Source organism: Acidobacteriota bacterium, from assembly GCA_035471785.1.
Lineage (GTDB): Bacteria > Acidobacteriota > UBA6911 > RPQK01 > DATIPO01 > JANQFM01.
Window position 1 is genome coordinate 1 of the sequence record DATIPQ010000074.1, and the last position, 15,201, is coordinate 15,201.

General features: G+C 63.5%; 10 protein-coding genes. 6 read left to right on the top strand and 4 right to left on the bottom strand.

The genetic code is table 11. The features are described 5' to 3' along the window. Nucleotides 1-354: 354 nt before the first annotated feature. Together VLU25_10380 and VLU25_10385 are read right to left on the bottom strand one after the other, a co-directional pair. Nucleotides 355-1,347 carry an alpha/beta hydrolase gene (locus VLU25_10380; protein HSR68338.1) on the bottom strand — a complete coding sequence of 331 codons (993 nt, stop codon included), beginning with the start codon at nt 1,345-1,347 and terminating at the stop codon, nt 355-357. Nucleotides 1,348-1,422: 75 nt separating this feature from the next. Next, nucleotides 1,423-3,825 carry an ADOP family duplicated permease gene (locus tag VLU25_10385; protein HSR68339.1) on the bottom strand — a complete coding sequence of 801 codons (2,403 nt, stop codon included), beginning with the start codon at nt 3,823-3,825 and terminating at the stop codon, nt 1,423-1,425. An 85-nt stretch (nt 3,826-3,910) separates the two neighbouring features. Here VLU25_10385 and VLU25_10390 point away from each other — a divergent pair, with 85 nt between their 5' ends. Further along, the gene (locus VLU25_10390) at nt 3,911-4,843 is read left to right on the top strand and encodes a LysR family transcriptional regulator (protein ID HSR68340.1); all 933 of its coding nucleotides are present in this window, start codon (nt 3,911-3,913) and stop codon (nt 4,841-4,843) included. Nucleotides 4,844-4,880: 37 nt separating this feature from the next. Beyond that, on the top strand, nt 4,881-5,456 hold the full coding sequence (locus VLU25_10395) for a GNAT family N-acetyltransferase (GenBank protein HSR68341.1): 576 nt from the start codon (nt 4,881-4,883) through the stop codon (nt 5,454-5,456). 169 nt (nt 5,457-5,625) lie between these two features. On the opposite strand, the gene VLU25_10400 is transcribed toward VLU25_10395, so the two are convergent. Next, on the bottom strand, nt 5,626-6,891 hold the full coding sequence (locus VLU25_10400) for an NAD(P)/FAD-dependent oxidoreductase (protein ID HSR68342.1): 1,266 nt from the start codon (nt 6,889-6,891) through the stop codon (nt 5,626-5,628). A 104-nt stretch (nt 6,892-6,995) separates the two neighbouring features. Continuing rightward, the gene (locus VLU25_10405) at nt 6,996-7,376 is read right to left on the bottom strand and encodes a hypothetical protein (protein HSR68343.1); all 381 of its coding nucleotides are present in this window, start codon (nt 7,374-7,376) and stop codon (nt 6,996-6,998) included. A 367-nt stretch (nt 7,377-7,743) separates the two neighbouring features. Here VLU25_10405 and VLU25_10410 point away from each other — a divergent pair, with 367 nt between their 5' ends. The 4 genes from VLU25_10410 (at nt 7,744) to VLU25_10425 (ending at nt 15,033) form a co-directional block, all read left to right on the top strand. Beyond that, entirely contained in the window at nt 7,744-8,835 is a 1,092-nt protein-coding gene (locus VLU25_10410) for a lysylphosphatidylglycerol synthase domain-containing protein (GenBank protein HSR68344.1), read from the top strand. A 31-nt stretch (nt 8,836-8,866) separates the two neighbouring features. Continuing rightward, on the top strand, nt 8,867-11,281 hold the full coding sequence (locus VLU25_10415) for a hypothetical protein (GenBank protein HSR68345.1): 2,415 nt from the start codon (nt 8,867-8,869) through the stop codon (nt 11,279-11,281). A 45-nt stretch (nt 11,282-11,326) separates the two neighbouring features. Next, entirely contained in the window at nt 11,327-13,990 is a 2,664-nt protein-coding gene (locus VLU25_10420; GenBank protein ID HSR68346.1) for a hypothetical protein, read from the top strand. A 149-nt stretch (nt 13,991-14,139) separates the two neighbouring features. Continuing rightward, complete coding sequence (locus VLU25_10425; GenBank protein HSR68347.1) at nt 14,140-15,033, top strand: HDOD domain-containing protein; 894 nt, start codon at nt 14,140-14,142, stop codon at nt 15,031-15,033. The last annotated feature ends 168 nt before the right edge of the window (nt 15,034-15,201 follow it).

Sequence of the window (15,201 nt, forward strand, 5' to 3'; positions counted from 1 at the left end):
CAGCACTCCATTGGCAACCAGGCCGTCCTGGCTTTTGAAGTAGGTCCAGGAAGAGCCTTCAAGCAGAGCTACGCCCTGGTTGCGGGTGCCGAACCAAAGGCGCCCCTGCCCGTCCTGGAACACGGTCCGCACCTCGTTTTCGGCAGGCCGTCGTCAACGGTCCAGGTCGTCCACCGAGAGGCTTGTGCCAGGGAGGCCCCGTCAACGAGAATCAGGCTCAGAAGGCAAGTTAGAAGAAAAAAAGTCCGCCGTCCCAAGAAGGTGTTCGCTGTCATTGAACATACCCAGTTTGGAGAACGGATACCAGCGTCTCACGGGTGCTCGTGCCGACGGCTCGGCCGGAATCATAACAGGTTAATGTCCCTCATGATCGGCGTTGCGCTGAATGTGCTTGAGCAGAAGCTCGTTGACTTGCTTTGCCGCCTGCTCGGGAACCCAGTGACTGATCCCCTCCAGCACCTCGAACTGGTAAGGACCCTCCACGTAGTCTCGCGTGGCCTCGGCCGTGTCTCGGCTGAAGGCGCCGTCCTGGCTGCCGAAGATATAGAGGGTCGGTACCCGCACGGGCGGAACGGAGGGCGCGCTTTGACCTGATGAGGACGGCCCAGGCGATTGGCTGAGATTGAGAGCTGAATACCAGTTGAGGGCCGCCCGCATGGCCTCGGGCGTCCCCAGCGCCTCCACATAGACCTGCACGTCCTGGGGGCTGAGTCCCCCGCTCTGGAAGAGGCTGCGCAGGAAGGCGGCATCGTCGGCCAGGAACCGCTCCTCCGCGCCTTCGGCCCCGAAGACCTTGAAATAGGACGATCTCTGGGCCTGCTCAGAATCGGGTTGCGCCAGGGCGGCCTGCATGGCCGCGAAGTGGGGCGTAGAGAGGACCGTCAGGGACTTGATGCGGTTGGGAAACTGGGTGGCCGCCGCCCAGGCCACGGCTCCGCCCCAATCGTGTCCCACCAGGTGGAACCGGTCTCGTCCCAGTTTGTCGGCCATGGCCATAGCGTCGGAAACCACCTTGAACATGCCGTAGTCAGCGACTTGACTGGGTCTGGCTCCGGGCGAATAGCCGCGCTGATCGGGGGCCACGGCCCGGTAGCCGGCCTCGCCCAAGGCCCTGACCTGGTGCCGCAAGCTGTACGAGGTTTGGGGAAAGCCGTGCAGCAAGAGCACCAACTCGCCCTCTTCAGGGCCCGCCGCCAGGGCATCGAAAAGCATGGCGCTGGCGCTGATTTGGATGGGCTCGAGGTCTTTCCAGGCAGCTTCTTGCGACAGTGCTGCAGGAGTCGCCGGCAGCAGCCATGGCTGCACCATCAACAACAACGCCGAGACCGAAAAAGGGAGTTGACGCATGTCACCAGCATAACGTCGACACCCCGCACAACGGAAGCTCCAATTCAGGTGAAAGGTCCGGAGCCATTGCCGGATTCACGACCTCAACGTCCGCACAGGGTCAAGCCGGGAGGCGCGCCGGGCGGGGAGGTAGCTGGCAAGCAGCGACACGGCGGCCAGGACCGCTGCGGCCCACATCAGGGTCAGCGGATCGTGGGGTTGAACGGCTTGCAGTTGCTCCTCCAGCAAGCCCGCCAGCAAGAGGGCGCCGGCGGCCCCCAGTCCCAGGCCCAGCAGCAGAGGGAGCATGGCGTCTTTGACCACCATCCGGCGCAGGTCGGAGGCCCGAGCGCCGAAGGTCAGCCGAATGCCCATTTCCGGGCGGCGCTGAACGACTCCATAGGAAACCACCCCGTACACCCCCGCAGCGGCCAGGATCAGGGCCAGAGCGGCGAAAAGGGCCGAGAGGACGGCGCTGAAGCGTTCCCGCGAGAGAGATTCGTCGAGGATCTCTTCCATGCTCTGCATCTCGTAGATCACGGCCTGGGGGTCGACTGAGCGGACGGCCTTGCGTGCCGACTCGCCGATGGCGCCTGTGGCCCCCGGGCGCAGGCGCAGCAGCTGATTCATGCTGGCGGCGTAGCTGCGCTCGAACTGTCGGTGGGGGACGAAGAAGGAAGGCCCTTCAGGCTCGCCCAGTCCGCGGTCGCGCTGGTCGGCCACCACGCCCACCACCGTCCACCAACTGTCATCCGCCGCCCGCAGGGGCTTGATCTGTTTGCCCAGGGCGCTTTCCCCCGGCCAGTAGCGCTGGGCCAGCGATTGCGAGACCACCACCGCCGCCATGGAGTCCTGGCGGTCGGAGGCTTGGATGGGGCGTCCCTGCACCAGAGGCAGTCCCAGGGTCTTGAAATAGCCTGGAGTGACGATGTAGAAAATGGCCAGTTCGCCCTCGCCTTCCCTTTCGGGAGGCTGGTCGCGGAGCACGAAGGACATCCAGTACTGAGCATCGGTGAAAGGGGTTGCGTGGGTGGCTCCGGCGTCTTCCACCGAGGGGAGCGCAGCAAGGCTCTCCTCGACCTGTACTATGAAGTCGGCCCGTCCCTGGTGGGTGCCGGCCCAGGCGTCCGAGGCGGTGACTCGCATCTGCACCAGGTTGGCGGGATCGAACCCGGGCCAAGTGCTTTGCAGGGCCGCGAAGTTGCGGGCCGTCATTCCCGCCCCCGTGATCAGCAGCAGGGCCAGTGCGCCGTCCAGGGTGAGCAGAAGCTTGTGGCGGCGGCGCAGTCCGCCCGAACTGCCCCGGTCCGCTTGGCGCAGCGAGTCGGCGGCGTTGCGGGAAGCAGCCGAAAGAGCGGGGACCAGGGAGGAAAGCAGCAGGGACAGGACGGTCACGGCTCCCGAAAAGGCCAGCACACGGAGATCCACGCTGACCGACTTGAAATCGGGGAGCGGAACCGGACTGAGAGTCATGGCCAGCGGAACCGAGGCATAGGCCAGCGCCACGCCCACCGCGCCCGCGGCCAGCGTGAGGACGCCGTTCTCCAACAACATGCGGCGCAGGACGCGGGCGCGCGAAGCCCCCAGCGCCGTCCGCAGCGCGATTTCAGGCCGCTGGCGGCGCACGCGCACCAGCACCAGGCTGGCTACGTTGGCGCAGGCGATGGCCAGCAGGAACCCCACCCCAGCCAGCAGCGCGTAAAGAGTGGGACGGACATTGCTGCTGAGGTTGGTGTTAAGCGGCTCCAGATCAATCCCTCGCTCGCGGTTGGCCTGGGGATCCTTTTCGCGCATGTAGCGGGCTACGGCTTGCAGCTCCTGGCGGGCCTGCTGATAGGTTACGCCCGGCTTCAAGCGTCCGATGCCGAACATTCCCAGGCGTCCCTGGCGCACTTGGCGGGTCATGGGGATGTAGATGTCGGTCCCGCTGGGATAGGCGCGATTGGCGGGGACGATGCCGGCCACCTCGTACTCGCGTCCGCTCAGGAGCAGGCTGCGTCCCACCATGTCTTCCTCTCCTCCCCACTGGCCTCGCCACAGCTCCTCGGAAATCAGGCACACGCTGGCTTCGCGCTCTTCCTCCTCGACCGTGAAAAAGCGTCCCCGCAGCGGCCGCACTCCCAACACCCGAAAGAAGGGAGCGCTGGCATAGGCTCCCTCGACACGGACCATCTCGCCGCCGCCGCGGCTGACGTTGAGATCCAGGGGCTGGGCCGCCGCCACCTCGAGTTGAGTGGCTTGCCGTTCCAACTCCTCCAGATAGGTTCCTTTGAGGAAGTACTGCAGGTCCGACGACTCGATGGTCAGCCAGATGCCGGCCAGCCGCTCGGGACGCTCGAATGGCAGCGGACGCAGCACGAAAGCGTCAAAAACCGTGAAGACACTGGCCGCCGCCCCGATCCCCAATGCCAGGCAAAGGCCGGCGAAGACGGTAAAGCTTGGAGACTGGCCCAAACTGCGCAGTGAAGCCCTCAGGTCGCTGCTAATGCCGTTCAACATAAGAAGAGCATAAGCGCCTCCAGGCTAAAAGAGAAGCTCATTTATTTCTTGACAATCATGAGCAACGTTCATACTCTGAACGGCGATGATTCTGGAAGTGCGACACCTGCGCATGGTGGAAGCCATTAGCCGCGAGGGGACGGTCAGCGCGGCGGCCCGGCGGCTCAACCTGACCCAGTCCGCCGTCAGCCACGCCCTGCGCGATTTGGAGGACCGTCTCGATTTGTCGCTGTTTCAGCGGGGCAAGGGCAAGATGCGGCCTACCGTTCATGGGCGTCGGGTGCTCAAGCTGGCCGGACCGGTGCTGGAACAGATCCGCCAGGCCGAGCAGGATCTGCTGCGTTCTTCCAAGATTTCCGGGGAAGGGATTCTGCGCCTGTGCACCCAGTGCTACACCTGCTATGCCTGGCTTCCCGCCGTCATGCAGGACTTCATGGAGGACGTCCCCGGATACGAGCTGCGCATCGTCCCGGAGGCCACCGACGGGGCCATCGAGGCCCTCTTGAATGAGGAGGTCGACCTGGCCATCGTCCACCAACCGGTGGGCCGGAACGACATCTGCGAAATACCGCTTTTTCGGGACGAGATCCTGGCGGTGGTCCCCAAGGGGGATCCGCTGGGAGAGAAGGAGTTTCTCACCGCCCAGGATTTCGCCGACCGCCACCTCATCCTGCACAGCGACCCCGAGGGCAGCCTGATCTTCCGCAAGATGTTGACTCCGGCGGGCGTGCAGCCGCGGCAGGTCTCCCAGTTGCGCCTGACCGAGGCGGTCGTTGAAGCCGTCCGGGCGGGCCTGGGAATCACGGTGTTGGCCGGCTGGGTCCTCTCTCCCAAGCTGGAAGGCGGCCACTTGCGCGCTATCCGCCTGGGCCGCGGAGGCATCTACCGCACCTGGTCGGCGGCCGTTTTGCGCAGCCGCCGCGATGATCTTCCCTTGACCCATCTGACCGATCTGCTGCGCCGTAAGGTGGCACACTCCGGCGCCGAGTTGGAACCAGCCGAGCCGGCCACGGCCTGATGCCGGACTTGCTGGAGCTTTTGGAGAGCCAAGGCTTATGAGTGATCCCCTCGAGATCCGGCTTTTGACACCCCGACGATGGATGGATTTCGAGCAATTGTTCGGCGAGAGGGGTGCCTGCGGGGGCTGTTGGTGCATGTACTGGCGGCTCACGCGCAAGCAGTTCCAGGCGCAAAAGGGCGAGGGAAACCGCGCGGCCATGAAGGACTTGGTCGAGTCGGGGACGGTTCCCGGCCTCCTCGGCTACCTGGGAGGACGCCCGGTGGCCTGGTGCGCGCTGGCTCCCCGTGAAGCCTATTCGTCCTTGGCCCGCTCGCGCATTCTCAAGCCGGTCGACGATCAGCCTTGCTGGTCGGTCTCCTGCCTGTTCATCGAACGTCCTCAGCGCCGGCAGGGCCTTTCGACTCAAATGCTGCGGGCCGCCTGCGAGTACGCCCGCGGCCAGGGCGCCAGGCTGCTGGAGGGATATCCGGTGGAGCCCAAGAGCGGCAAGCCCATCCCCGACGCCTTTGCCTGGACGGGGATTCCGAGAGCCTTCGAGTCGGCCGGTTTCCGCGAGGTAGCCCGCCGCTCCCCCACCCGCCCCATCATGCGCCGCGACCTCATCGCTTAGGCGTGCAGAGGAGAGAGGCAAAAAAGGCGGATCGGCACCGCAGGTGGGAGATCTCGCTAGGGACGGCAGTGCTTGATCCGCCTTCCGCCGTCAATCGGCGGTCATGAGGACAGCCTAGCGGCAGAGGACTGAAAAGTCCTTACAAGGATCTTTCGAAAAGCATTTCATTTTATGAGACCTGGGCTGAGGGGGCCGCTTGGCGCTCTTCAGGAGCGGTTTCGGGCAAGGGACACATGGTGGAGAGATCTCGAAAGAAGTTGCTGAAGTCCTTGCCGTAGATGTTGCCCACCAGGAGGTCGACCAAGGGCTGGCGGTTGTGGGGATACTCGCGCAGGAACTTGGCGAAGCTGAAGTCCTTGGTGTAGAAGGCGAAGACCAGCTTTTTGACGGCGTCCATGGCTCGCTTGAATTCATCGCCGAAATCGCCCAGCCGTTGGCCTGACAGGTCGCCGGACTCGAGCGCACGGTGGATGGCGTCGGCGGCGCATTCTCCCGACTTGAGAGCCAGAAACACTCCCGAGGAATAAATCGGATCGAGGAAGCCGTAGGCGTCGCCCACCAGCACCCATCCGTCCCCGGCCATCTGTTGGGAACGGTAAGAGAACTCTTTGGTGGCCTGAGCGGGGAAGAGCTGCTTGGCGTCTTTGAGGCGCTCTTTGACGAAGTCGCAGCGGTCCAGTTCCTCTTGAAAGACCGCCTCCATGTCGTTGTCGCGGCTCTTGATCAAGTAGTCGAGGTCTCCGACCACGCCCACGCTGACCACGTTTTCGTGGAGCGGGATGTACCAGAACCAGGAATCTTCTTCTTCGGTGTGGACCACCAGAGTGGCTCCCTCGTCGCGCCCATCGTCGCGGTAGGCGTTCTCGAAGTGGGCGTAGACGGCGGCCTTCTTCAGTTCGGGATCATAGCTTCGTATCCCCAGCTTGCGGCTGAGGAAGGCGCTTTGTCCGCTGGCGTCGACGACGACGCGGGCCGCGATCTCGCGGATTTCGCCGTCCGCCATCTTGGCCTCCACGCCCACGGCCCGTTTTCCTTCGAAGAGCACGTCGAGCACTTTGACGCCGCGCTTCACCTCGGCCCCTTTGCGGCTGGCGTTGTCGAGCATCATCTGATCGAACTCGCTGCGCAGCACCTGCCAGGTGTCGGAACGCTCGTGGTCGTCGTTCTCACGGAAATAAAAGGGCGAGGAAGCTCGGCCGTCCCGGCTGATGAACTGCACCGAGTACTTGCGCTGGAAACAGCTTTGCTTGAGCTGGTCGAGGACTCCCAGCTTCTTGAAGGTGCCGTAGGTCCCCGGCATGAGGGATTCGCCGATCTTGAAGCGGGGTTGGGGATCGCGTTCCAAGAGCAGTGTGGAATGGCCCTTTTCGGCGGTCAGGGCAGCCGTAGTGGCTCCCGCCGGCCCGCCTCCGATGACGATCACGTCGTAACTCATAAGTCCTTTCCCGAGAGAGGGCTAGGCATTCACGCCCTACATTGTAGCAAGACGAGGACTCCGGCCCGCGGGTTCCCGAAGTGGCGCCGCTCTCGGTCAAGGGCTCAGTTGCCGCCGGCCTTGCGTTGCTGCTCTTCCAGGTAGTCGGTCAAGTCAAGCCATTCCCGCACCAGCAGGACTTCGGAGTAGTCGAGCATTCTCGACTCGCCGTCCTCGCGGCGGATGTTCTTGTACTCGGGCCGTTCGGTCATCACCGGGGGATCGGTCACGATGGGGATGTGAGGCGGTCGTGCGAAGCGGTGCGAGGGGGAGATGATCGACTCGGCCAGGTATTGTCTCGACTTGGGCGCGCGGGGATCCGCCAGCTTGAAGGGGACAGGCGGTTGAATGGACGGCTGGAAGTCCTCACCCGCCACCTGGTGGCAGTAATTGCATCCCTGGCGCTGGAATGCTTCGCGTCCGGCTTCAGGGTCGCCTTGGGGCAAGTAAAACGGCTCTTGGCAGCTCGTCGTCAGCAGAAGGAGGAAGAGGGCGAGCCAGACAGGGGCCGGGACAGTCGTTGTCAGGTTCCTTGAATGCATCCACATGATGCCCTCCCTGCCGGCAACTGAAGCACGCCGGGTGCCATCGGGAAAGGACGGCTGGGCGAGATTCGTCGACAGGGCTGGGTGGAATCCCCCAAAAAACGGGGTCGGGACGGCCGCCCGCCCAGGGCGGAAAACGCGGACGGCTGTGTTAGACTGACGGCTAACGATTGAGAGCGGCCGCGACGGCGGTTGCCCTGTCTGCTCATGAGGCGAAACGATTGCAGCATCCCTCTGGAGAGAACGATTGCCGGGAAGACGTACCGCCTTGCGAATCGCCCTGGCCCTTTTGGGGCTGGCGCTGTTCGCCTGGCTCATCCACAGCACCGGTTGGAGGCGCCTGTGGGAGGGCATCGCCGAAGTGGGATGGGGGCTGGCAATTCTGATCGCTCTAGGGGGGCTTTCGCATCTAGCAAAGACATGGGCCTGGCGATTCACCATCCCCGCTCAGCACCGTCCCCGCTACCTGCCCATGGTGGGCGTACGCCTGGCCGGAGAAGCCGTGGCCATGATGTCTTTCGCCGGACAGGTGGTGGGAGAGGCCACGCGGGCGATGATGCTGCGGCGCACTTCCGTCCCCCGCCTGCACCGGGTCTCCTCGGTGGTAATCGACCGCGCCATGTTCACCTTTACCGGAGTGCTGGTCATCATCTCCGGCACTCTGCTGGCCCCTACCGTGGTGGCCTTGCCGGAGGGCGTCCGCCGCTACAACTTCCTGGTGCTGCTGGTCTTCGGCCTGATCGCGGCGCTGGCCCTGCTGGCGCTGCGGCGCCAAGTCCCCTTTGCTTCGGGCTTCCTGCGCCTCCTGGAACGGATCGCCCGCTTGCGCCGCTGGGCCCGTCACAAGCGGGACGGAGCCCTGCAATTGGAATCGGCCATCTACGGCTTCTTCCGCCGCCGGCCCAAGGATTTTGCGGCCTCGGCCCTGCTCAACTTGACGGGACACGCTTGCAGCGTGGTGGAAGTCTATCTGGTGCTGCGTTTTCTGGGACTCGACGTGACCCTGATGGAGGCCTTTGTCGTCGAGGCCCTGACCAAGGTGGTCAACTTCGGAGGATTTATCATCCCAGGCAACCTGGGCGCTTTCGAGGGCGGCAACATGGTTATCCTGCGCCTGATGGGACGCGAGGGCGCCTATGGCTTGACTTTGGGCGTCATCAGGCGTCTGCGGGGGCTGTCCTGGGCGGCGGTGGGCCTCTCGGTGCTGGCCATTCACGGATTCTCGCAAGGGGTTCCCGACGGGCAGGGAGCCGGAGCCATCAACGCCCAATCCGAGTCCGGCCAGGACTTGAAGCAGACAATCTGCGAGGAGGAAAGGCAAGCCTTGTCCTTGACCAACCAGATCGTGGACGATCTCTAACCGAACGCTTATGCAGATGATGAAACGCTTGTTGAGCATTTTATTGGTCTCTCAGTTATTGGGCCTGGCCTTGTCGGCTGGCGGTGGCGGAGGAGGGCCCTCCGTCGCTGAAGCTATGGAGGGCGAGGGCGACGTGCCCGAGACGGCCTTTTGGGGCGAGGCCCATCCGCTGGACCGAATCGATCCCCACGGCCCCCGCGCTCGCATTGCGGTGCGCGACTTCCCCCTGCGCATCGACTACCCGGTCATGGAAGGGGAAAAGGTGGTCCTCACCACGGTAGGGACCGAGCGCCTGCTGGACGGCCAATGGGAGTTTCGTCCGCTGGTGACCTTCCTGGTCGACCGTTCGCTGACGCCCGAAAACGATCCGGGCGAGTGGCTGGCCGTCTGGAACCTGGGGCAGGACACTCCGGGCGTCCTGAGCTGGTTGCGGGCGGCGATTCCAGGCTTTACCGCCCGCAAGCGTCCTCCCTCGGGCCAGCTCAGGGACCTGGGCCGCAAGTTGGAGCACTTTCAACAGCAGTGGCAGCAGGGCGACATCCGCATTCCCGACACCACCTACGAGGTCATCGACGGACACCAGCGCTCCAACGTCTCGCTCTTTCTCAACGGCATCAAGCAAGGGCTCTCCTTTGCCGACTTCTCCTTCCTGGGCCAGTTCTTCTACCGGGGGATGCTGCTGCGCCGCGCTGACGCCCAGAACCGCAACTTCCAGCAAACCTACGTGGGACTGCTCTGGTACGGCGACGTGGCCCGCACCACGCCTCGCCGCGAGCCTCTTTCGCCGGCCGCCATCCAGGAGATCAAGTTCCGCCTGCTCTCCAACCGTCACATGCTGGGACGCTGGGTCCTGCCCGAGTCCAAGGAAAGCTTCGTGCACGGCTTCGAGAACGAGATGCGCGACCACTTGTGGGGGACCTCCTGCCGCTTGGCCAGCGACGCCAACGAGTACGGACTGGGCTACGAGGAATTGCAGCGCCACACCCCCTCGGGCATCCCCATGTCGCTGGGAGGCATCCTTTATTACGATCCCTCGATCGCACCTGAGGAGCCGCCTATCGAGTGGGGCATCGATAATCCCTTCGACCTGACCTACGACCCCTTCATCGATCCCGAGGTGCAGAAGGCGGCCCAAGACGGGCGCCGGGTTCCCTTGGCGCTCTACGTCTACCAGAGCAATATGGCGCTTAAGCCCATCATCGTGGTGGACTTCTTCCGGCCCTCCAACCCCCGCTTGCGCGAGTCGGCCACCTACTGGCGCAAGCTGGGCAACGAGGCCCTGGGAGCGTCGCACCTGGGACGCATCTACAAGATCGCCAACCAAGCCGTCAGCTTCGCCGCCAACCGCAAGGGCATCACCCTGCTTTCCGACTCCAAGTTGGCCCTGGGCATCGAGGAACTGCGCCTCTCCCTCATGAACCAGATGTACTTTCAGCCCGAGATGGCCGACAAGCTGTTGCAGAAGGTGGAGCGGCTGACCATCAATCCGCTGGTGCAGCCGGGACGGGTCAAGCGCCTGCAGGCCCAACTCGACTACCGGGCTCTTCAGGCCGAGGGAGGCGAGATGGCGTTGCTGGCGGCTCGCCGCATCCGCAACCGCCGCATCCGCAACGTCTTCGACATCAAGCCGCGTCCGCTCACGGCAGACGACTATCAGGCTTACCGCACCTATCTCGAGCAACGCTTCCACATCCGACGCCTGGAGCTTTTTGTGGACGAATCCTACGTCAGTTCGGTTCCTCTCGAAGAGGTGGAAGCGTCGCTGCGCGCGCTGGGACGGCTGCGCAGCGGACGCGAGGATCAATCGCTGGAGGCTCTGGTGGAGTTCCGCCTGGAAGCCGAAAAGCTGGCCGGCGCCCGGGCCGGCGGCCGGGACCGAATGGTCCAGATGCTGGAAATCAGCCGCCATTCCCTGCGCCGCCTCTACGCCGACCGGGGCCTGAGCGAGACGCAACTGCAGGCCGACCTCGAGCAGTTGGAGGAGCGCCTCACCCGGCGTGCCCAAGAAGAGGAGCGTCGACTGCAACGCGAGCAGGCCGACTTCTTTAACAAGCAGATGGGCAAGCACCTGGGCTACCTTGAGGCTCTGGTCGAGTCCGACGGCGATCTGACTCGCGTCTCGCCCTGGCACGTGAGCCGGGCCGTCGACTTCATCCAGCAGGTGCCCCGGTTCATCGCCTCCAATTCCATGGCGGCCAAGAAGTTCCGCAAGAAGGAAGCCAGGGTGGAACTGCTGCTGAAAGAGGCCGAACGAGAACTGGCCCAGGCCGATCTGCAGCAGCAGCCCGAGTGGCTGCAGGCCGAACGGCGGCTGTGCCTCGACCACCTGCGGGGTGTGCAGCGCCACCTGCAAGCCTCGCTCTGGAAGGAAGCTGCTCCCGGCAGTTCGCAGGACTCTCCAGAGGAAGCCTCGCGGGCCGGCGCCCTTCAACCCGAGATTCAATAGTCCAGTGACCGATCGCCCACTTATGGTTCGAACCTCAAGATGAAGATGACGCTCAAAACCGTGCTGAAACTCCTGCCCGTCTGCTTGCTGACCGCCGCCTCCCTGTGCTGGGCCCAGACAGCCCGCCAAGCCGAGCCTGGACGCCTGGTCATGATCAAATGCGACGGGCTGCCTCCCGACCTGCTGGCCGCGGTGGCCATGCCCGAACGCCAAGACCTGATGCGCCGCCTGCCTTACGCCCAGGACCTCAAGCAGGCCATCGAGGCCTACCAGCAGCAGAGCGGGCGCCAGTTCGTCCTGCCCAACATCCGAAAGTTCTTCTACCAGGACGGCGTCGTCTTCGACAACATGTATTCCCACACCCTGACCCTCTCGGCGGTGGCCTGGGGAGTCATCGAGACGGGCCATCCCAGCGTTATCAAGGGTCACGGCACTTTCAGCCGTGACACCAGCTACCTGCGCTCTCATCTGGACGGGCTGCGCGACACCATCGACGCCCTCAAAGTGCGCGCCCCCTACGGAGAAGCCCGTACTTCGGCCACCTGGAGGCTTGATCAAGTCGGCCTGCCCTTCATCTTCGACTACTACGACCCCATGAGGATCTGGGTGGGTCCTCACATCTACCGCCGCACGGCCAACCGTGAACTGCTTCTGGAAGGCGGCAAGCGATGGCTGACTGCCGACGGGGAAGGGGTGATGGGCATCGCCCGCGCCCACGTTTCGCGGCAGGTGACCGGACTCGACTACACCGAGTTCAACCAGGAGATGAGCGCTCAGATCGCCGCCGAAAAGATCCTGGAAAAGGATCTGCAGGGAGAGGAGCGCTTCGACTTCGTCTCGCCGCTCTTCACCCTGATGGACCACCAGCAGCACGTCGATCCCCATCCCGTCAACCTCATTCACTGGCTGACCGTGCTGGACGCTGAAGTGGGACAGATCTTCCGCGCCGTTTCCCGCAGCGAGCGCCGCGACCGCACCGTGGTGGCCCTGGCTTCCGACCACGGCTCGGAGATCAAACCGGGGCAAGTCGGCTATTCCTTCCCCATCACCAAGGTGTTCCGCACCCGGCAGTACGGCGGACACACCGTCAAGACCCTGCTGGTGGAAGCGGCTTGGAGCGCCCTCTCGGTGCCCATTCCAGGCATGGACCGTCCGCGCATCTACGAAAGCGATTTCTCGCCCTACAACCAGGGCCCGGCCGGAGAGGACGGCTACGTTACCGCCTACATCGATCCCTTCGGCAACGGACGCGCCGCCACCTACCTGCGCAACGACGACCTCAACCGCCTCCATCTCATTCTCATGGAACTGAAGAAGAAGCCGGGTCCGCAGCGGTTCGAGCGCTTGCGTCGCCTCTTCAGAGAGACGCTGGAGCAAACCCGCCGCTGGCTGCAGCCCGACCTGCAACTGCAGCGCGACTACCTGGAGGGAGCCGCCGACTTGGCCGCCAATCTGAACGACAAGGCCGACCGCACTTCCTTCGACATCTACCGACGGCTCGATTCCGAAGTGAAGCGCGGGCGTCCTCAGGTGGACAGCCTCTCCCGGCTGATGGCCGTTACTTTCGACAAGGCCGGGGAGGACGGCCTCTACTTTGATGATGTATTCGCGGGCGACTTCGCCATCGATGACTACATCCCCAAACAGTATCTGGGACTCTCCAACAACGTTCACCAACTGGCCAATTACACCATCGGTCTGGACGAAGACCTGAAGTGGGTCTCGACCACCGTCGATCCTCAGGGGCAGTCCCAGCCCATGGACTATTTCAAGCTGCTGCGCGACTACCGGGCGCCCAACGCCCCCGTCAACGGCGACCGCAATCCCTATGACCTGGTGGTGACGCCTCTGCAGGCCGAAGGCGTCCGCTCGGCGCTGCAGGAAAAAGAGCTGGCACCGTCCGGCCTGCGCCTGCGCAACGCCGCCTGGGTCATGTCGACGGCCAAGGGGCACCCGGGCAAGGGAGGTTCGGCTCTGCTGCTGGACACTGAGGACGGGCGCATCATGTACCTGCCCACCTCTCACATCAGCCAGGACGCCCAGGGACGGTACCGTTTCGAGCTGGTTGACGACCTCGATCCCCTGGGGCTTCTCCACTCCGACCAGGGAGAGCCGGTTTCAGCGGAATGGATGCGCCGCTTTCATCCCGCCGATCAGTGGCGCCGCGCCACCCATCGAAGCGAATACTCGATTGCGCCCATCATCATCCTCGACCTGATCAACGATCCCGTGGACGAAATGGTCGACGACCCGAACTTCCGCAAATACCTGGTCCACTTCTCCTCCCAAGAGATGAAGCAGCGCTATCTGCGGGGACTCAAGCGCAAGTACGCCACCATGCGTCCCGACTTCATCATCTGGGCCGAAGAATTGTGGAACTTCAATTCCAAGGCCCGTACTTCAGGAGGCAACCACTCCGGATTGCGGCCCATCGTCACCCGCACGGCCTTCATGTTGTGGGGTGGAGACGAGACCGGGTTGGCCCGGGGGCACACTTTGACCGAGCTTCACACCACACTCGATATCGTCCCCACTCTCCTCTCCTCGGTGGGCTTGCTGCTGCCTTCAGGCAAGCCGGTATTGGTCCCCGGCGCCTTGCGCGAGCGTGCCTACCGCCCCTTGCCCGGCAAGGTGGCCCATATTTGGAAGGATTCTCCGCCCCCGCTCTTCGACCCTCGTTCTTCGGACTCCCTTCCCGAAACCCATTGAAGGCCAAGCGGGACGATAAAGAGCTTCTTTCTCAATTACCTGAACAAATCGGCCAGTCCTTTGGGGTATGCTGAAAAGAAGGGCTCGGTTTTCTTAAGCCGTTTAGGGGGACCCGTATGGTGTGGGCCGCCTCTCCTCAGAGGGCGTTTATGAGCAAATTGACGGACGGTCAACTGCAGCCAATTGAGATCGACGAGGCCCGTTTTCTCAAGGACCACTTCGCCTTGCCTCCTCTGCCCGAGGTGGCAACCCGGATTATGGAGAAGATCAGTTCGGGCGATACCGGTCCTCGGGAGATCGCCAAGCTGCTTTCTTCCGACGCCGCCTTAGTGGCCTTGGTCTTCAAGTTGGTCAACTCAGCCTACTACTCCCTTCCGCGCCGCATCGATCAGATCAATCAGGCAGTGGCCTTTTTGGGTCTGGCTGAAATCAACCGGTTGGTGATGGCGCTCTCGGTCATGAAAGTGCTGGAACCGCGCAAGCCGTCCGATTTCCAGGACTTCTGGCGCCACTCCTTCTACAGCGCCCTGATCTCGCGCAGCGTGGCCCGGCTCTTTTTCCGCTCTCTCGAGTTGGAGGGCCTCTACACGGCGGTGCTGCTGCACGACATCGGCAAGCTCGTCTACATGAAGTTCTTTCCCGACCACTACAGCGCCCTGACGGAGTACAGTCAAGGCCGGCGATGCTTCTTCTACCAGGCGGAAGAGCGTCTTGGGCTGCCCTCCCATCAACGCTTCGGAGTGCTGTTGTGCGACCGATGGCAACTTCCCGACACGGTCAGCAAGGCCTGCGCCTTCCATGAATTGGGGCAGTTGCGGAAAGTCCAGATAGGCGAGCAGGAGGAAGAATTCGAGGTTGTTGCCGCCGTGGCCAATCTGATGGCTCATTTGGCCGACGGCACGCTCACCGACGACCTGAAGGAAGCCTGTCGCCAGGAAATCCAGCGGGTCCTGGACTGCTCGGAGGAGGACTTCCTCATCGCCATGGCTGAGGTTTACGATCTTCAGGACTCGGTGGAGAACTTTCTCGGTCAGCTTCGCTAGCTTCTCGGCCAGGATCCGGCAGGAAGAGTTCCTGGTAACGGAGACAGATGCGGTCGAAGTGAGCACGGGGGAAGTCGCCTTTGTCCAACACCGTGAAAAGTCCGTGCAGGTCTTTGAGGGCGGCCTGGGCGGGCCGCTGCCCGGGCTTGAGTCCCTTGACCAGGGCCC